This window comes from Nocardia araoensis NBRC 100135, from assembly GCF_000308435.1.
Lineage (GTDB): Bacteria > Actinomycetota > Actinomycetes > Mycobacteriales > Mycobacteriaceae > Nocardia > Nocardia araoensis.
The window spans coordinates 24,543-43,240 of sequence record NZ_BAFR01000063.1 but is presented as its reverse complement, the minus strand read 5'-3'; the positions used below and the strand labels follow the sequence as shown (position 1 = coordinate 43,240).

At 70.0% G+C, this 18,698-nt stretch carries 15 protein-coding genes; 9 read left to right on the top strand and 6 right to left on the bottom strand.

Annotated features, from left to right (window positions below; translation table 11 throughout):
- Window positions 1-94: 94 nt before the first annotated feature.
- From ON21_RS08890 to ON21_RS08880, 3 genes are all read left to right on the top strand, one after another.
- Window positions 95-415 carry a hypothetical protein gene (locus ON21_RS08890; RefSeq protein WP_039797080.1) on the top strand — a complete coding sequence of 107 codons (321 nt, stop codon included), beginning with the start codon at window positions 95-97 and terminating at the stop codon, window positions 413-415.
- A gap of 67 nt (window positions 416-482) precedes the next feature.
- Entirely contained in the window at window positions 483-1,289 is an 807-nt protein-coding gene (locus ON21_RS08885; protein WP_039797078.1) for a DUF1684 domain-containing protein, read from the top strand.
- On the top strand, window positions 1,286-2,443 hold the full coding sequence (locus ON21_RS08880) for an LLM class flavin-dependent oxidoreductase (RefSeq protein ID WP_039797076.1): 1,158 nt from the start codon (window positions 1,286-1,288) through the stop codon (window positions 2,441-2,443). Before ON21_RS08885 ends, ON21_RS08880 begins: the two co-directional genes overlap by 4 nt.
- 169 nt (window positions 2,444-2,612) lie before the next feature.
- On the opposite strand, the gene ON21_RS08875 is transcribed toward ON21_RS08880, so the two are convergent.
- Entirely contained in the window at window positions 2,613-3,614 is a 1,002-nt protein-coding gene (locus ON21_RS08875) for a methylenetetrahydrofolate reductase (protein ID WP_039797074.1), read from the bottom strand.
- A gap of 185 nt (window positions 3,615-3,799) precedes the next feature.
- Between ON21_RS08875 and ON21_RS08870 the strand changes: the two genes are divergently transcribed.
- From ON21_RS08870 to ON21_RS08855, 4 genes are all read left to right on the top strand, one after another.
- On the top strand, window positions 3,800-4,933 hold the full coding sequence (locus ON21_RS08870; protein ID WP_039797108.1) for a polyprenyl synthetase family protein: 1,134 nt from the start codon (window positions 3,800-3,802) through the stop codon (window positions 4,931-4,933).
- A 16-nt stretch (window positions 4,934-4,949) separates the two neighbouring features.
- Window positions 4,950-6,533 (top strand): phytoene desaturase family protein, encoded by a 1,584-nt coding sequence (crtI, locus tag ON21_RS08865; RefSeq protein ID WP_039797073.1) that lies wholly within the window; start codon window positions 4,950-4,952, stop codon window positions 6,531-6,533.
- Between the two features lie 63 nt (window positions 6,534-6,596).
- Window positions 6,597-8,315 (top strand): alpha-(1->6)-mannopyranosyltransferase A, encoded by a 1,719-nt coding sequence (locus ON21_RS08860; protein ID WP_051020503.1) that lies wholly within the window; start codon window positions 6,597-6,599, stop codon window positions 8,313-8,315.
- Entirely contained in the window at window positions 8,312-9,304 is a 993-nt protein-coding gene (locus ON21_RS08855; protein WP_039797071.1) for a phytoene/squalene synthase family protein, read from the top strand. Before ON21_RS08860 ends, ON21_RS08855 begins: the two co-directional genes overlap by 4 nt.
- 533 nt (window positions 9,305-9,837) lie before the next feature.
- Here ON21_RS08855 and ON21_RS08850 read toward each other — a convergent pair.
- Window positions 9,838-10,206 (bottom strand): Rv2175c family DNA-binding protein, encoded by a 369-nt coding sequence (locus ON21_RS08850; RefSeq protein WP_039797069.1) that lies wholly within the window; start codon window positions 10,204-10,206, stop codon window positions 9,838-9,840.
- A gap of 130 nt (window positions 10,207-10,336) precedes the next feature.
- On the opposite strand from ON21_RS08850, the gene pknB reads away from it, so the two are divergent.
- Window positions 10,337-12,277, top strand: coding sequence for a Stk1 family PASTA domain-containing Ser/Thr kinase (gene pknB, locus ON21_RS08845; protein ID WP_039797106.1), 1,941 nt, complete (start codon window positions 10,337-10,339; stop codon window positions 12,275-12,277).
- 75 nt (window positions 12,278-12,352) lie between these two features.
- On the opposite strand, the gene ON21_RS08840 is transcribed toward pknB, so the two are convergent.
- Window positions 12,353-13,738: a class II 3-deoxy-7-phosphoheptulonate synthase gene (locus ON21_RS08840; protein ID WP_039797067.1), complete on the bottom strand. Its 1,386-nt coding sequence runs from the start codon at window positions 13,736-13,738 to the stop codon at window positions 12,353-12,355.
- A gap of 631 nt (window positions 13,739-14,369) precedes the next feature.
- Here ON21_RS08840 and ON21_RS08835 point away from each other — a divergent pair.
- Window positions 14,370-14,870, top strand: a complete 501-nt coding sequence (locus ON21_RS08835) for a polyadenylate-specific 3'-exoribonuclease AS (RefSeq protein ID WP_039797065.1) — start codon at window positions 14,370-14,372, stop codon at window positions 14,868-14,870.
- 66 nt (window positions 14,871-14,936) lie between these two features.
- Here the strand turns inward: ON21_RS08835 and qcrB are convergent, their stop codons facing one another.
- The 3 genes from qcrB to qcrC are packed head-to-tail and all read right to left on the bottom strand — an operon-like array spanning window position 14,937 to window position 18,618.
- The gene (gene qcrB, locus ON21_RS08830) at window positions 14,937-16,556 is read right to left on the bottom strand and encodes a cytochrome bc1 complex cytochrome b subunit (RefSeq protein WP_039797063.1); all 1,620 of its coding nucleotides are present in this window, start codon (window positions 16,554-16,556) and stop codon (window positions 14,937-14,939) included.
- Window positions 16,553-17,728 (bottom strand): cytochrome bc1 complex Rieske iron-sulfur subunit, encoded by a 1,176-nt coding sequence (gene qcrA, locus ON21_RS08825; protein ID WP_051020518.1) that lies wholly within the window; start codon window positions 17,726-17,728, stop codon window positions 16,553-16,555. Before qcrA ends, qcrB begins: the two co-directional genes overlap by 4 nt.
- Before the next feature lie 26 nt (window positions 17,729-17,754).
- Window positions 17,755-18,618: a cytochrome bc1 complex diheme cytochrome c subunit gene (gene qcrC, locus ON21_RS08820; RefSeq protein WP_083880485.1), complete on the bottom strand. Its 864-nt coding sequence runs from the start codon at window positions 18,616-18,618 to the stop codon at window positions 17,755-17,757.
- Window positions 18,619-18,698 lie beyond the last annotated feature (80 nt).

Here is an 18,698-nt window from a genome sequence, read left to right as displayed (position 1 = left end):
CCCGTCCTCCGCGATTACCCCTCCCCGCTCACCGGAGCCCACCAGCGGCCACAAGCCGAGCACATGGTGGCACCGACCGAAAAGGATCGCCCTGATGGTGTACTCCGCCTTCAACCGGAAACCCGCCGCCGACGCCGAACCGGCCGCCGCGCCGGACGTTCCCGCCGTCTTCGCCGCCGACCCGGCCCGCTGGTGGCGCACCCGTATGCGCGCGCCACGCGCCGCCGATGCCTCCGGTAACGCGCGGCACGCCGTCGCGCCCGTCCGCACCGAGCGGGACCGCCGCATCGGCCGGTCCTCGCCCCGAACGCACGCCGCGCTGTGGCAGCAGGCTTTGTTCCTGGCGCCCGACACCGCCGCGACGGGTACGCACCCCGCTCTGCGGCAGCAGATCGACGCGGAGGGCACAGCCTGATGACGCACTCCGTCCCGCACCCCCGCCAGTCCGACCGCACCACCGCCCACGAAGGAGCCATAGCGTCATGACCACCAGCATCACCAGCGTTTTCGAGACCGAGTGGGCGCGCTGGCACCATGCGCGCGAAGACCAGCTGCGCGACCCGCTCGGCTTTCTCAGCCTGACCGGACTGCACTGGCTCACCGACCGTCCCGAGCGGCTGCCCCATGTTCCCGGCACCTGGTGGGTCACCGACGAGAAAGTCTTCATCACCGCACAGCCCGCCGACCGGCTGGAGTACGACGGGCTCGGCATCGCGGGCGTGCAGATCGTCACGCCCGCCGAGGGCGCGCCCGGACTGCACATCCGGCAGGAGAGCCGGGTGCTCGAGGTGATCCGCCGCACGGGTCGCTACGCCGTCCGGGTGCACGACCCGGCCGCGCCCGCCCTGCTGACCTTCGACGGCATCCCGGCCTATCGGCCCGATCCGCGCTGGGTGGTCTCCGGGCGGTTCACACCGTTCGAGCAACAGCGGACCGTGGTCACCGGCGCGGTGATCGAGGGACTCGAACACCACCACAGCGCCGCGGGCACCATCGAATTCCGCATCGGCGAAGTGACCGAACGGGTCGTCGCGTTCGGTGTCCGGAACGACCTGCGCGTGCTGTTCACCGACGCGACGAGCGGTGTGACGACCTACCCGGCCGCACGCTCGCTGACCGTCGGCGCGCCGGAAGCGGACGGCACGGTGGTGCTCGACTTCAACCGCGCGGCGAATCTGCCCTGCGCGTTCACGGATTTCGCGACCTGCCCGGTGGCGCCCGCGCAGAATCGGCTGCGCGTGGCCATCGAAGCGGGCGAACAGGATCCGCGGCAAGGGCGTGCGGCATGAGCGGATTCGTTCCCCTATCGATCCTGGACCTGTCACCGATCAGCGCGGGCTCCACCGCGCAGCAGGCGCTGCGCAACACCGTCGATCTGGCCCAGCACGCCGAAAAGTGGGGCTATCACCGGTACTGGCTGGCCGAACACCATTTCGTCTCGGTGGCCAGCTCCTCCTCGATCACCTTGATCGGGTTGGTGGCGGCGGCCACCGAGCGCATCCGAGTGGGTTCGGCGGCCGTGCAGGTGGGTCACCACACGTCGGCGTCGATCGTGGAAGCCTTCGGCACGATCGACGCGCTGTACCCGGGCCGGCTCGACCTCGGGCTCGGCCGGTCCGGTCATCGGCGCGGCCAGTTCGGGGCGGAAGCCGTGCGGCACAAGGGCGGGAAACCGGTGGCCGACGCGGTGACCGGGCGTACCGAGATCCGCGACGGCGTGGTCGTTCCGCCGCCGTTCGACCCGGGTCGCATCCTGGACCGGTCGAAGTTCGTCGCCTCGGTGGGGGCGTTGCAGCAGCGCGGCGCGCAACCGCTGGATTTCGCCGAGCAAATCGGTGAGGTGCGCGCCCTGTTGTCGGGCAGCTACGTCAGCCCCGAAGGCGTTGCGCTGCACGCGGTTCCCGGTGAGCACGCACAGGTGCGGCTGTGGCTGTTCGGCAGCACCGCGGGCGAGAGCGCGGAACTGGCCGGACGGCTCGGGCTGCCGTTCGCCGCGGCCTACCACGTCTCGCCCGGCACCGCGCTGGACGCGATCGAGGCCTATCGCGCGGCGTTCCGTCCGTCCGCCGAACTGGCCGAGCCGTACGTGGTGATCTCCGCGGACGTGGTGGTGGCCGAGGACGACGCGACCGCGCAGCGGCTGGCCGCGAGCTACGGCCAGTGGGTCTACAGCATCCGTAGTGGCGCGGGCGCGGCCGACTATCCCGACCCGGCGACCGTCGCGCCGCTCACCGCGGAGCAGCGGCGTCTGGTCGACGATCGCTTGGCCACCCAGTTCGTGGGTTCGTCAGGCACCGTCGTGGAACGGCTCGCCGCGTTGCAGCGTGTCAGCGGTGCGGACGAACTGCTGGTCACCACGATCACCCATCGGCACGCCGATCGCCTGGAATCGCATCGGCTGCTCGCCGAGGCATGGGGACTGCGCGCGGCTCGCGCCGCCTGAACCGGGACCAGCCGGTGCGTCCTCGCGCGCACCGGCAGACCCCGGGTGATCACCGCGCCCGCGCTCCGTCGATCGGCGTCCGGCCTGGTCGCATCGACACCGGAGTGCCGTGCGAGGGAGATAGCCGATTCGGCTCGAGACGCACGTTCCGGACGACCGCCGTGCGCGGTCAGGCGCTGACCGGGGTGGCCGTGACGCCGTAACCGAGGTTGGTCAGCACCTCGCTGGTCGCCTTGGCGAAATTGAGTGTGATGAAGTGCAGGCAGGGCGCGCCCTCGTCGATCAGCCGCTGGGCGATCTCGGTGGCGATCTCGATGCCCGCCGCGCGCACCGCCGCGGTGTTCTCCTCGCCGTCGTCGCCCGCCGCTTTGCGCAGCCGGTCCAGCACGGCGGCGGGCAGCGGCCTGCCGCACAGTTCCTCGGCGCGCTGCACCGTGCGCAGCGACGTGATGGGCATCAGCTCCGGAATGATCGGCTTGGCGCCCTCGATCGGATCGAGCGCGACGAGGCGATCGCGCAGGCGCAGGTAGTGCTCGACGTCGAAGAACATCTGGGTGATCGAATACTCCGCTCCCGCACGCAGTTTCGCGGCCAGGAACGCGGTGTCGGTCGCCAGGTCCGGCGAGCGGTGATGGCCCTGCGGGAAGGAGGCGACGCCGACGTGGAAATCGCCGAGGTCGCGCACGATACGCACCAGCTCCTCGGCGTAGGAGACGCCCTCGGGATGCTTGTGCCACTCCCCGAGCGGGTCGCCGGGCGGGTCGCCGCGCAGGACCAGGATGTTGCGGATGCCGGAGTCGGCGTACGCGCCGACCAGCGAGCGCAGTTCGGCGACGCTGTGCCCCACCGCGGTCAGGTGCGCGACGGGCAGCAGGGTGGTCTCCTGCGCGAGCTGGCCGGTCACGCGGACGGTGCGGTCGCGAGTGGAACCGCCCGCACCGTAGGTCATCGACACGAACGCCGGGTGCATGCACTCGAACTGCCGGACGGCGCGCCACAGCCGCGCTTCGGCGGCGGCGTCGCGGGGCGGATTGAACTCCACGGAGAACGGCACCGCGTGCCCCGCGTGCGCCCGCAGACTCTGTACGACCGACGGTGTGGCGGAGACGTTCGGGTGCGTCCGGGACGGCCGGCCAGGGGTCGAGCTGCCCCGCACGTTGTCGAAAGTCACCGGTTCAGTGTAGAGGTGGCCGGTAGCCGCCCTGTCGGGTCGCTCGGACGCTCCGCGTATTCTTCGCATCGGGCGAGTTGTTCGCCACGCCGAGCGACACGCGCGACCGTCCCCCGCTCGGCCCCGAATCATCCGCAGCGCCCGGGCACCCTCCGCGACCCCGTGCGTTCACCATCCGCACGACCTTGGAGGCTCCCCTGTCCGCCGCAACCGGTACTCAGACGCCGCGCCCCGCGGTGCCGCAGCCGGGCACTCCCGCCTTCGTCACCGCCGTGGAAGACGCCCTGGTCGGCTTCTTCGCCACTCGCCGCCCGACGACCGAGCGCCTCGGCCCGGTCTTCGTCGAGGCCACCGACGCGCTCGAGCAGTTCGTGCTCCGCGGCGGGAAACGCACCCGGCCCGCGTTCGCGTGGACGGGGTGGCTCGGAGCGGGCGGCGATCCGCACGCGCCCGACGCCGCGGCGGTGCTCACCGCCTGCTCCGCGCTCGAACTCGTCCAGGCGTGCGCGCTGATCCACGACGACATCATCGATTCCTCCCGCACCCGCCGCCGCTTCCCCACCGTGCACGTCGACTTCGAACAGCGCCACCGTGACCGCGGGTGGGCGGGCGACTCGGCGCACTTCGGCGCCAGCGTGGCCATCCTGGTCGGCGATCTGGCGCTGTCCTGGGCCGACGACATGGTGCACGCGTCGGGTCTCGCGCCCGCGGCCATCGCCCGCTTCGCGCCGGTCTGGGCCGACATGCGCACCGAGGTGCTCGGCGGCCAGCTACTCGACATCACCGGCGAGGCGGGTGGCGACGAATCGGTCGAGGCCGCGCTGCGGATCAACCGCTACAAGACCGCCGCCTACACCGTCGAACGCCCGCTGCACCTCGGCGCCGCCATCGCCGCGGCGGGCCAGGAGCTGATCGAGGCCTACCGCGAGTTCGGCACCGCCATCGGGATCGCCTTCCAGCTGCGCGACGACCTGCTCGGCGTGTTCGGCGATCCGGCGGTCACCGGCAAGCCCTCCGGCGACGACCTGCGCGAGGGCAAACGCACCGTGCTGCTGGCCGAGGCGCTGCGGCGCGCCGACGACACCGATCCCGCCGCGGCCGCGCTGCTGCGCTCGAGCATCGGCACCGACCTGAGCGCCGAGCAGGTGCAGCGGCTGCGCGCGGTACTGATCGACCTCGGCGCGGTCGACGAGGTCGAGCGCCGGATCGCCGAGCTCACCGACACCGGCCTGGCGGCCATCGAGGCCAGCTCGGCGACGCCCGCCGCCAAGGAACGGCTGCGCGCGATGGCGCTGGCCGCTACCAAGCGCGCCGCGTGAGCGCGAGGAGACGCGGATGAGAACAGTTGCGGGCCCGACCGATCGCGTCGTGGTGGTGGGCGCGGGACTGGCCGGGCTGTCGGCCGCCCTGTACCTGACCGGCGCGGGTCACACGGTGACGCTGCTGGAGCGGGCCGACCACCCCGGTGGCCGGGTCGGGCGCTATCAGGGCGCCGACTACGACATCGATTCCGGCGCCACCGTCCTCACACTGCCCGAGCTGATCGCCGACGCGCTCGCCGCCGTCGGCCGCGCCCCGGAGACCTGCGTGCCCCCGCTGCGCATCCACCGGCTGGCTCCGGGCTATCACGCCCGGTTCGCCGACGGCGCCGAGATCAGGGTCTTCGCCGATCCGGACGCGATGGCCGCGGAAGTCGAGCGGACGTGCGGCCCGGCCGAGGCACGGGGGTACCGGCGCCTGCGCGCCTGGCTGGCGCGGATCTACGCGGCCGAGTTCACCGAGTTCATGGACACGAACTTCGACTCGCCGCTGGATATGGTGCGCATCCCCCAGAAGCGCCGCGCCCTGGCCGAATTGGTGCGACTCGGCGGCTTCGGCAGGCTCGGTCCCCGGGTGCGCGGGTTCCTGCGCGACCAGCGCCTGGCGCGACTGTTCACCTTCCAGGCGCTCTACGCGGGCATGCCGCCCGCGCGGGCGCTCGCCGTCTACGGCGCGATCCCGCACATGGACACCTCGCTCGGCGTGTATTTCCCCGAGGGCGGGATGCGTGCGATCGCCACGGCGCTGGCGCAAGCGTTCACCGCGGCGGGCGGCACGCTGGAACTGAACGCCGAAGTGGTCGGGATCGACTACGCGGGCCGGCGGGCCCGGCGCGCCCGTACCGCCGACGGGCGTTCGTTCGACTGCGACGCGCTGGTGCTCACCGCCGACCTGGGCTCGCTCGACCGGTTCGGCGTGCGGCCCCGGCGCGGGCTGCGCGCCTCGCCGTCGGCGGTCGTCGCGCACGGCACCGTCCCCGCCGCGGTCGCGGCGGACTGGCCGGTGCAGGCGCACCACACCATCGAATTCGGGCAGGCCTGGGAGCGCACGTTCGCCGAGATCACCGCCCGCCGGGGCCGCGGCAAGCTGATGAGCGACCCCTCGCTGCTGCTGACCCGGCCCGCCCTGACCGATCCGAGCCTGTTCATCGAACGCACCGACGGACGCCACGAACCGTTCTCGCTGCTGGCGCCGTGCCCGAATCTCGTGGCCGCGCCGCTGGACTGGTCGCGCCTGGGACCGGCGTATCTCCGCGAGTTGCTCACCGTGCTGGAAGCGCGCGGCTACCGCGGCATCGCCGAGCACTTCGCCGTCGACCGGCTCGACACACCGCAGGCGTGGCTCGACCGCGGCATGCTCGCGGGCACACCGTTCTCCGCGGCCCACCTCTTCCGTCAGACCGGCCCCTTCCGGCCGAGCAATTTCCCCTCTTCCAGCGACAATGTGGTTATCGCTGGTTGCGGCACCACTCCTGGTGTGGGTGTGCCCACCGCCCTGCTCTCCGGGAAACTGGCGGCAAACCGCATTGCGGGCGAGATCGGGCCCACTTCGCCTGGAACCCCGCGCACCAGCCGGATAGTGTTCCAGGCGACGCCGTAAACTAAGCGCCGACCTATTCGCTCGCGGTTGCGACCGCCGACCACTCGGGGGGACCGACACCAGATGGCATCCCCCGAAACGCGCACCGCAGAGGCCGCCTCCGCCGGTGACATCCGCTCCTCGTCGCCCGCCTCCGCAGGTCGTGATTCGGCCACTCCCCGCGGTCTGCTGTGGTGGATCCGCATCGCCGCCGACTTCGCCAGAAGCCCCGAGGGCCATGCCGCCCTGCTCGGCTTCTTCGGCGCGATCATGATCATGTTCGGCGGCTTCGGCGCGGGCAGCGTCCGCAAGCGGGATCCGCTGCTCGAGGCGATGCACCTGTCCTGGCTGCGGTTCGGGCACGGCTACGCGCTGTCGACCATCTGCATCTGGATCGGCGTGCTGCTGATGATCACCGCGTGGGTCCGGCTCGGGCGCGCCACGATCGGCACGGGCGACCGGATCGGCGCCGAGGTGACGCTCAACGAGTTGCGCGCCATCGTCGGCATCTGGATCGCGCCGCTGCTGTTCGCCGTGCCGATGTTCAGCCGCGACGCCTACTCCTATCTCGCGCAGGGCGCGCTGCTGCGGGACGGCTTCGACCCCTACCGGGTCGGGCCGGTGGCGAATCCCGGTGTGCTGCTGGACAACGTGAGCCCCGTGTGGACCACCACCACCGCGCCGTACGGCCCGGTGTTCCTGCTGCTCGGGCGGGCGATCACCGCCGTGACCGGCGACAACGTGGTGGCGGGCACCATCGCGATGCGGCTGGTCATGCTGCCCGGCCTCGCGCTGATGATGTGGGCGGTGCCGTATCTGACCAAGCACCTCGGCGGCAAGCCGACCGTCGCGCTGTGGCTGGCGGTGCTCAACCCGCTGGTGCTCATCCACCTGATCGGCGGCGTGCACAACGAGATGCTGATGGTCGGCCTCATGTGCGCGGGCATCGCGCTGGTGCTGGAACGCCACCATGTGGCGGGCATCGTGGTCGTCGCCATCGGCGTGGCCATCAAGGGCACCGCGGGTGTCGCGCTGCCGTTTCTGGTCTGGATCTGGATGCTGCACGAGCGCGAACGCCGCGCCGCGCAGCGGGTCGGGCGCGACCCGGCGCACCTGCCGGCGAGCGAGCAACCCGGCGACGCCGCGGAACCCACCGAGGACATGCCGCATCCCGCCCTCATGTTCGGCAAGATCGCGGGGCTCGGTCTGAGCGTGTTCGCGGTGGTCTTCGTCGCCGCCTCGGCCATCGCGGGCGTCGGCATCGGCTGGCTGACGGCGTTGTCCGGGTCCAAGAAGATCATCAACTGGCTGTCGCTGCCGACCGTGATGGCGCACGCGGTCACCTGGGTGACCCCGCTGCGGCTGGAATCGGTGCTCGAGGTGACCCGCGCGATGTGCGCACTGGCGTTGGTCGCGGTGCTCGCGTGGACCTGGTGGCGGTTCCGGCACAGCGAGCGAGAAGCGGTGCTCGGCATCCTGATCGCGTTCGTCGCGATCGTCATCCTCTCGCCCGCCGCGCTGCCCTGGTACTACTCGTGGCCGCTGGCGCTGGCCGCCGGGTTCGCGCTGTCCACCACGACGTTGATGGCGCTGGTCGGCGTATGCACCTGGCTCATGCTGGTCTTCCAGCCGGATGGTTCGATCGGCCTGTACAACTTCTGGCACGTCGTCGCCGCCACCTTCGCCGCGGTCGTGGCGGCGCTGTCGCTGCGCACGGTGGACCCGCTGCGCCTGCGCGCCACGCCGCCGGGCACTGTCGTGGCCACGCCCGGCGAAGCCACCGCTTCGCCCGCCGCCCCATGACCGAGGGGCGCGAACCGGGTTCCGCCCTGCTCCCGCTCGCCTACCGCGAGTGCAGGCAGATCGCCGCCACCCACGGCCGCACCTATTTCCTGGCCACCCGGCTGCTGTCGGCCGAGCGGCGGCCCGCCGTGCACGCGCTGTACGCGTTCGCGCGCATGGTGGACGACGTCGTCGACCGGTCCGGCCGTCCCGCCGCGGCGCACGATCGCGACCCGGCCGCGGAACTCGACCTGATCGAACGGGACCTGCGGGCCGCGCTGGAATCGCACCTCGGTTCCGTCGACCGGGAGCACGACCGGAGCTGGGCAGCGGGTCCGCGTCCGCGCGCGCTCGTCCTGGCCGCCGTCACCCACACCATCCACCGCTACGGCATTGCGGCGCAGCACTTCTGGACGTTCCTGGACTCCATGCGAATGGACGCGCCGGGCAACCCCTCGTTCCGTGACCGCTACGCCACCATGGCACAGCTGCGCGAATACATGCGTGGCTCGGCGGCCGCGATCGGTTTACAGCTGCTGCCCGTGCTCGGCACGGTCGTCCCGGTGTCCGAGGCCGAGCCCGCCGCCGCCGCGCTGGGCGAGGCGTTCCAGCTGACCAACTTCCTGCGCGACGTCGCGGAAGACCTCGACCGCGACCGCGTCTACCTGCCCGCCGATGCCCTCGCCGCATTCGGCGTCGACGACGAGCTGCTGTTCGACTGCCGCCGCACCGGGCGGACCGATCCGCGCGTCCGCCGCGCCCTCGCCCACCTCATCGCGGTCAACCGAGACCTCTACCGCCGCGCGGAACCGGGCATCGACCTGCTCCAACCGCGGGTGCGCCCCGCCATCCGCACCGCGGCCACCCTCTACGCGGACATCCTGCGCCACATCGAACGCAGCGACTACGCCGTCTTCGACCACCGCGCGGTAGTCCCCCGCCACCACCGCCTCCGCATAGCCGCCACCGAATTCACCACCGCCACCCTCCGCGGCCGCATCACCCGCTGACAGCGGGCGTTCGTCTCCGGGACCGCCCGTATCGCGACCTCGCGATGACGCCACCATCGGCCCCGCTCCCCGCCAGCGTTGACCCCACCAAGTCATCCGCCGATTTCGTAGGAGGCGAAACGGAGGACGCGCTGCCGGCACGGTAGAACCAGCCCAGCAGCCGTAGCGATCGCCGACCTCGGGCCGGCAGCAACAGCGCCACCCTGGTAGCGAGGTCACCACCGACGCGACAGCACCGCCTCGACCACAGGCTCCGAGCTCGGCGAGACCAGCGCATGCACCGTCGGCGCTCGAGAAACCCATGCAACCCGGCCGCCTCCGAGCCGCCGTCCCCCTGGTAGTGAGATCACCGGCCGACGCAACCACACGACCTCGACCACCGATTTCGAGCGAAGCGAGACCGAGCATGCGCCGTTCGCGGCCCGGCTCGCGTCCGAGTGGCCGTCGCGTACGCGACGAAGGAGCAAGCGGCGGTCACTCGGACGCGAGCCATGAAGGGGCCGCGAACACCCAGCGCCGCAGGCGCTGGAAATCTAAAACGGATCCGCGGCTGCCCGGCGCAGGACTTCGCGGGCCAAAGGCCCGTGCAGGGCGTCGATCGGCTTGCCGGGCAGGCTCTCGTCCTCGGTGAAGATCCACTCCAGGATCTCTTCGTCGGTGTACTTGGCGTCGCGCATCACGGTGATCAGGCCGGGCAGCGGCTTCACGACCGCGCCGGTTTCGTCGAAGAACCGCTCGGGGACGCCCGCCACGCCTTCTCTGCGGACGGCGATCAGTTGATGATCGCGCAGCATCTGGTGCACCCGGGTCACCACCAGCCCGAGTCGCTCGGCCACCTCCGGCAGCGACACCAGGGTCACCGACTGCGGAAGGACGTCGTCACTGCAGGGAAATGCACTCACCCGGACAACGGTAGACGGTCTCTCGGCGCACGTCGTGAGACACCCGGGGTGGTGCGAGTCGATACCATCGTGGGGGCCGCACGGAGCGGCTGACTTTGTGAAAGCCGGAGGACTTCTCTTGATCGGCCAGATGCTGGAAGGGCGCTATCGGATCGATGCGCCGATCGCCCGCGGCGGAATGTCGATGGTCTTCCGCGGGGTCGACACCCGCCTGGACCGGCCGGTGGCCATCAAGGTGATGGATCCGAAGTTCGCGGGCGACCCCCAGTTCCTCTCCCGATTCGAGTTCGAGGCGCGCGCGGTCGCCAAACTCAAGCATCCCTCCCTGGTCGCGGTGTACGACCAGGGCGTCGACGGCGATCACCCCTTCTTGATCATGGAGCTGGTCGAGGGCGGCACGCTGCGCGAGCTGCTGCGCGAACGCGGCCCGATGCCGCCGCACGCGGTGCGCGCCGTCGCCGAACCGGTACTCGCGGCGATCGGCGTCGCGCACTCCGCTGGACTGGTGCACCGCGACATCAAGCCGGAGAACGTGCTGATCTCCGACGCGGGCGAGGTGAAGATCGCCGATTTCGGTCTGGTGCGCGCGGTGGCGGCGGCGAACACCACCTCGGCCAGCGTCATCCTCGGCACCGCCGCCTATCTGTCGCCCGAGCAGGTCACCAGCGGCTCCGCCGACTCGCGCAGCGACGTCTACTCCTTCGGTGTGCTGATCTTCGAGATGCTCACCGGCCGGGTTCCGTTCACCGGCGACACTTCGATCTCGGTGGCCTATCAACGCATCGAGAACGATGTGCCCAGCCCGAGCGGGTTCATCTCCGGGGTGCCGCCGGAGTTCGACGAACTGGTCGCCAAGGCGACCGCGCGCGAGCCCGGGCACCGGTTCGCTGACGCGAACGAGATGGCGGCCGCACTGCGCCTGATCGGCGCGGAACTGCGTCTGCCCGCTTATCGGGTGCCCGCCCCGCAGGAATCGGCCGAGCATCTCAGCGCCAGTTACCGCGCCGTCCAGCCGGACCCCGACGATCGGCCGGGCTTCGCCGGGGCATCAGCACAGCCGCTGCAGCACACCCGAGTGGTCACCGCCCAGCGCCCCCGCCCCGACGACAACGCGCTGGAGGACTACGACCGGCCACAACCGGTGCGCCAAGCGCACCCCGCACCGCCGTATCCGCCGTACGCCGGCGAACTCGATCGCTCCCGGCGCACGGTATGGGTGTGGGTGGCGATCGTCGCGGTTCTCACGCTGCTGGTCGGCATCGGCGGCTGGTGGCTCGGTGTCGGCCGCTACTCGGCGGTGCCGCCGATCGCCGGGCTGGACACCGACAAGGCGGTCGCCACCCTGCAGAACGCCGGGTTCGAGACCGAGATCCGGCAGAAGGCCTCGGACACGATCCCGGTCGGCGGCGTGGTCGGCAGCGACCCGTCCGCCGGATCCAAGATCACCAAGGGATCGACGGTCGCCGTCCTGGTCTCCAACGGCAAGCCGAAGGTGCCGGACGTCAAAGCGGGCGATCAGGTGTCCAAGGTCAACCAGTTGATCCGGGACAACGGACTGCAGCCGGTCGACGCGGGCGAAGAGGGCAGCACCGCACCGAAGGGATCGGTCGCCCGGGTGGAGCCGAAGCCCGGCACCGTGCTGCCCCTCGGCGCGCAGGTGAAGGTCTACCGCAGCAAGGGATCCCAGCCGGTGAAGGTTCCCGACGTACGCGGCAAGTCGACCGAGGAAGCCACCAAGATCCTCACCGCCGCCGGAATCGCGATCCGCGAGACCAAATCTCAATTCGACCGCGGCGTCGAGGCGGACAAGGCCATCGGCACCCAGCCGGGTGCGGGCGCCACCATCCAATCCGGCGACGGCGTCGTCCTGCTGATCTCCAATGCCCTTCAGATGCCAGATGTCCGGGGATGGACCGTGGCCAACGCCCGAGCCAAGCTGGAAAGCCTCGGGTTGCGGGTCGAGGTCAAGCAGTTGGCGCGCGCGGACAGTTCGCTGGTGGTCTCGCAAACCCCGGCCATCGGAGTCAACCTCGAGGCGGGTGACACGGTCACCCTCGTGGCGCTCCCCTGACCGGACGCGGACGGGCCGTCAGTGCGAAAGGCAGGCGTCCACGCGCCTGCCTTTCCGGTGATCGCGGCGCGAACCTCAGCGCAGCATCTCGGCGACGAGGAACGCCAGTTCCAGCGACTGCTGGGTGTTCAGCCTGGGGTCGCAGGCGGTCTCGTAGCGGCCGGACAGATCGAGGTCGGAGATGTCCTGGGCGCCGCCGAGGCATTCGGTGACGTCCTCGCCGGTGAGTTCGATGTGCATGCCGCCGGGATGCGTGCCCAGCGCGTGGTGCACCTCGAAGAAGCCCTGTACCTCGTCGACGATGCGGTCGAAGTGGCGGGTCTTGAAGCCGGTGGACGACTCGTGGGTGTTGCCGTGCATCGGGTCGCACTGCCAGATCACCTGGTGACCGGTGGCCTGCACCTTCTCGATGATGGGCGGCAGTACGTCGCGGACTTTGCTTTGGCCCATGCGGGACACGATGGTCAGCCGGCCGGGCTCGTTGTTCGGGTCGAGCCGCTCCACGTACTCCACGGCCTGCTCGGGCGTCGTGGACGGGCCGATCTTCAGGCCGATCGGGTTGGCGAGCAGTTCCGCGAACGCGATGTGCGCGCCGTCGAGCTGACGGGTGCGCTCGCCGATCCAGAGGAAGTGCGCCGACAGGTCGTAGAGCACCGGCTCGCCGATCGAGTTGTGGCTCAGGCGCAGCATGGCGCGCTCGTAGTCCAGTACGAGCGCTTCGTGGCTGGCGTAGATGCGGGCCGCCTTCAGGCTCGGGTCGTTCACCCGGCACGCGGTCATGAAGGCCAGGCCGCGGTCGATCTCCTCGGCCAGCGCCTCGTAGCGGGCGCCCGCGGGCGACTTGGCCACGAAGTCGCGGTTCCAGTCGTGCACCTTGTGCAGGTCGGCCATGCCCGCGCCGGTCAGCGCGCGCACCAGGTTCATCGCGGCGCTCGCGTTGGCGTAGGCCCGGACCAGGCGCGACGGGTCGTGCTCGCGCAGCGCCGCGTCGGCGACCAGCGAGTTCACCATGTCACCGCGGTAGGACTTGAGGCCGCGCGAATCGGTGTCCGCGGAGCGCGGTTTGGCGTACTGGCCCGCGATCCGCGCGACCTTCACCACCGGCAGGCTGGCACCGTAGGTGAGCACCACCGCCATCTGCAGCAGCGTACGAATGTTGCCGCGAATGTGCGGCTCGGTGTTGTCGGCGAAGGTCTCCGCGCAATCGCCGCCCTGCAGGAGGAACGCCTCACCGCGGGCCACCTCGGCCAGCTGCCCGCGCAACTCTTCCACCTCGGCGGGCACGCAGATCGGCGGGACGCTCTCCAGCACTGTGCGCATGTTGGCCGCCTGCTCCGGATCCCAGGACGGCTGCTGCAGCGCGGGGCGCGCCAGCGCGTCGTCCAACCGCCTGCGCAGCTCGACGGGCAGCGGCGGCAGTTCCGGCAGGCGATCGATGGGTACGTCGACGGTCCAGTTCACGACTTCAGCTTACGGACCGCGCACCCTGTGGGGACACCCAGTCCCAGGGGTGGAATCGCTCCACCCAAGGTGAAGGGGTTCTGCCCGGAGGGTGCCCCCACCGGGCGCGGCTATGTGGTTCGATTCGCCGCTTGGGCGCCACCATAGAATTCGAGTATTTCTTTCACGCGAGCCACCCGATCTCGCCTCCGTCGGTGCCGGGATTTCGGCCCGGTTGTCCAATTCACCGCCGTGGATATGGTGGACATTCCTACCGACATGGTTTCCATCCACTCGAGTTCTTGTGGGTCATCGAATCAGCCTTCGAAATATCCGCCGATCGTCACATGAGCTTTGCGATCCGCACCCCGAAGCCCCTCACCCCGAGACAGCATCGACACTGCTCTTCGTGGAACCACGTGGAGGCCTACTCGACAGATCCGAAGGTTCATAGCCGCTGCCGTGGGAAGAGCTCTCGATCTCACAGCGCGGGCGTGCTCCGCATGACCACTGCACACAGCGCTTGCCACGCGGCCATCGAACTCGTGCCCCGAGCGCACGACCTTCTACACTGCATACGAGAACACCAGCCATTCCGTCCCCAATTGCTGCCGAAAATACCGCCGGCGTGAATATCAGAGAGGCACAGTGCTTGAGATATTTTTATGACTGCGAATTCATCGAGGACGGAGTGACCATCGATTTGATCTCCATCGGCGTCGTCTGCGAGGACGGCCGGGAGTACTACGCGGTGTCCACCGAATTCGATGCCGAACGCGCGGGGCCCTGGGTGCGCAAATTCGTGTTGCCACAGCTGCCTTCGCCGTCCTCTCCGCTGTGGCGCAGCCGCGCCCAGATCCGGGACGAGTTGTACGCGTTCCTGGTGCCGCGGCCGACCGTGCAACCGGAACTGTGGGCGTGGGTGTCCGCCTACGACCACGTCGCCCTGTGCCAGTTGTGGGGCTCGATGGTCGATCTGCCCAACGCGCTGCCGCGCTACACCAACGAGTTGCGCCAGCACTGGGAGTCGCACGGCCGTCCCGAACTCCCGCCGATCCCGCCGGACGCGCACGACGCGCTCGCCGATGCCCGGCACAATCTCGCCAAATTCGAGGCCATCGAAGCCGCACGCCGCGCGGCCCCACGCCTCTGACATCGGCGGCATGACGCGAAAAGGCCCCGAGTCGGGTTCGACTCGGGGCCTTTCACGTGGCGGGCGTCAGTGGCCGTGCTTGCCGTTCGCCGCCTCTTGCGCTCGCTGCAGCACCTTCAGCTGCTTGTGCTCTTCGGCGTGCTCGATCTCGAAGTGCCGATCGCTCTCCTCCTGCGGGTCGGGCCGCAGGAAGCTGCCGGTGCCGGGTTTGCCGGCCGAGCCGAGCTTGCTCATCTTCTTCGGTACGGGCGCGCCCTGGTATTCCAGCGGAAGCGGGTGACCGTGGTCGTCCACCGGGCCCAGCGGCTGGTGCACCTCGATGTACTCACCGTGCGGCAGGCGCTTGATCACACCGGTCTCGATGCCGTGCTCGAGCACCGCCCGGTCGCTACGCTGCAGGCCGATGCAGAACCGGTAGGTGAGGTAGTACGCCACCGGCGGGGCGACGAGCAGGCCGATGCGGCCGATCCACGTGGTCGCGTTCAGCGAGATGTCGAACTTCAGCGCGAGGATGTCGTTGACGCACGACAGCGTCAGCACCACGTAGAAGGCGATGGCCATCGCGCCGATCGCGGTCCGGACCGGGACGTCACGCGGACGCTGCAACAGGTTGTGGTGCGCGCTGGTGTCGCCGGTCAGCCGCTTCTCGATCCACGGGTAGGCGATGAGCACCGCGAACACCAACCCCATGATCAGCGCGACCCAGAACACCGCGGGCACGGTGTAGCGGCCCAGGTACAACTCCCACGGCGGCATCAACCGGGCCATGCCGTCGGTCCACATCATGTAGAAGTCCGGCTGCGAACCCGCCGAGACCTGCGAGGGGTTGTACGGACCCAGATTCCAGATCGGGTTGATCTGGAACACGCCGCCCATGATGCCGACGATGCCCAGGGTGAAGGCGAAGAACGCGCCCTGGTCGGCGGCGAACACCGGCACGATCCGGGCGCCCACCACGTTGTTCTCCGTGCGGCCGGGGCCGGGGAACTGGGTGTGCTTCTGGTACCACACCAGCGCCACGTGCGCGGCGATCAGCGCCAGGATGATGCCGGGGAACAACAGCACGTGCGCGATGTAGAGCCGCGGAATGATGATGTCGCCCGGGAAGTCGCCGCCGAAGATCAGCCAGTGCATCCAGGTGCCGATGATCGGGATGCTCATCGTGATACCGCCGAACGCGGCCCGCAGGCCGGTGCCCGACAGCAGGTCGTCGGGCAGCGAGTAGCCGAAGAAGCCCTCGAACATCGCCAGGATCAGCAGCAACGAGCCGATCACCCAGTTCGCCTCACGCGGCTTGCGGAACGCGCCGGTGAAGAAGATGCGGAACAGGTGGATGATGATCGACGCCGCGAACAGCAGGGCCGCCCAGTGATGGACCTGCCGCACGAACAGACCGCCGCGGACCTCGAAGGTGATGTTCAGCGCGGTCTCGTAGGCGCGCGACATGGTCACGCCGCGCAGTGGCTGGTACGCGCCGTTGTAGACGACCTCGCTCATCGACGGGTCGAAGAACAAGGTCAGGTAGACGCCCGACAGCAGCAGGATGATGAAGCTGTAGAGCGCGATCTCGCCGAGCAGGAACGACCAATGCGTCGGGAAGACCTTGTTGATCGACCGCTTCATGAACGCGGCGGCGCGGTAGCGCTCGTCCGCCTCACTGGCTTGGGCTGCGACTGAAGGACTCATGAACGGCGCTCCCAGTAGGCCGGGCCGAGCGGCTCGATGAAGTCGCCGTTGGCGACCAGGAAGCCCTCAGCGTTGACGGTGATCGGCAGCTGCGGCAGCGCGCGAGCGGCGGGACCGAAGACCGGCTTGCCCCACTCGGTCGCGGAGAACTGCGACTGGTGGCATGGGCACAGGATCCGGTTGGTCTGCTGCTCGAACAGCGAGGTCGGGCAGCCGAGGTGGGTGCAGATCTTCGAGTAGGCGAAGTAGTCGCCGTAGTTGAAGCTCTCCTGACCCTTGCGCTTGATCGCCTTCTGCGCGTCCTCGGTGCGCAGGCGGATCAGCATGACGGCGTTGCGGATGCCGCGCAGCGACTGCAGGGTCGCGTGCTCGTCACCGCGCCACTTCTCCTTCCACGGGAACACCGTCTCCATGGCGCCCGCGTCCAGGTCCTCCGGACGCACCAGCACCACGTCCTCCGGGCGACCGGTGTCGCGGCGGATGTAGATGGTCTCGCCCGGGAAGTCCGGAGTCCAGCCGGAGACCCACAGCGGCGACTTGTCGCCCTTGGCCCACGGGTTCTTGATCAGACCGCCGACGAACACCAGCAGCGCGCCGACGCCGAGCACGCCGACGCCCGCGCCCGCGGTGCGGGTGATCATCTTGCGGCGGCCGAGCGTGGAGGTGTCCAGCGCGTCTTGCAGCTCGGCGACCAGGGTGCGGCGCTCGACCTCGGGCGACGGACCGTCGTGCCGCTCCTGGATGGACAGCTCGGCGGGGATGAACAGCTTGCGGATCAGCACCACCGCGACGCCGATGACCAGCACCGAGATGCCGAAGGTCAGGCCGACCAGCGGGGTGAACAGCGAGTAGAGCCCGTGGCCCTCCTCGTCCTTGGCCTTGAACTCCCACGGCCAGAACAGGAACACACCGACCAGCGCCGCGGCCGCGATGCCGGACACGGCGAACCAGAAGGTGACCGCACGCTCGGCACGCTTCTCCGCCCGGGTGCCGGGGATCGGGAAGCGCTCGCGGCGGTAGGCGACGTCGACGCCGTCGCGCTCGGTACCGAGCTTGACCAGCTCGTCGCGCGACATCTTGTCGAGCTCCGCCTCGGTGGGCTCCGCCGGGTTGGCGTTCACCGACTGCTCCTTCGACAGATGCGCGTCGTGGCCCTCATCCGGCCGACCCATGTCGTCTCGCTCCTTCTCGCTATTGCTCATGACCTGGATCCGATCCACATCGCGGCGCCGACGACGAGCGTGATGCCGACCACCCAGATGGCCAGGCCCTCGGTCGCGGGACCGAACCCGCCGAGATCCCAGCCGCCCGGGCTGTGCTCCTCGGTCGCGTTCTTGACGTAGGCGATGATGTCGCGCTTCTCCTCCGCGCTCAGCTGGCGATCGGAGAACTTCGGCATGTTCTGCGGGCCGGTGAGCATCGCGGCGTAGATCTGCTGCTCGCTCGCCGGTTCCAGCGGCGGCGCGAACTTACCGGAGGACAGCGCGCCGCCGCGTCCGGTGAAGTTGTGGCAGGACGCGCAGTTCATCCGGAACAGCTCCGAGCCGCGGGCGATGTCGTCGCCGCGCATCGACTCCTGGGCGACCTCGCCGTTGGCGTCGCGGACCACGGTCGGACCGCCGCCGTGCGCAGCCACGAACGCGCTCAGCGCGTCGGTCTGGTGGGCGTCGAACTTCGGCGGCTTGCGCTGCGCCTGCGCCTCGTTACGGGCCATCGGCATGCGGCCGGAGGACACCTGGAAGTAGACCGCGGCCTCGCCGACGCCGATCAGGCTGGGACCGCGGTCGGCCACACCCTGCAGGTTCGCACCGTGGCAGGTGATGCAGGACGTGTCGTAGAGCTGCTCGCCCTCGCGGATGAGCGCGGACTGGTCCTCGTGCGCGGTGGCTCGCTGCGGGTCCGGCGTGAGGGCCGATGCCAGGAAGCCTGCTCCGACCAGGCCCACCAGCAGCGCAAGTCCGCCCGCGATGCGACGGCGAACGCGCCGCTGCCTGCGCGTCTTGCTGGCCTGGCCGTTCCCGGGGCTGGCGGGCTCTGGCGCTGACGGGGGAGATGAACTCATCTGTGTCCCTTTGGAGTAGACGGAACCGACTTGTGCGAAAGATCTCGGGTCGCGCCGCGCCCGCCGAGGCGGCGCGGCGA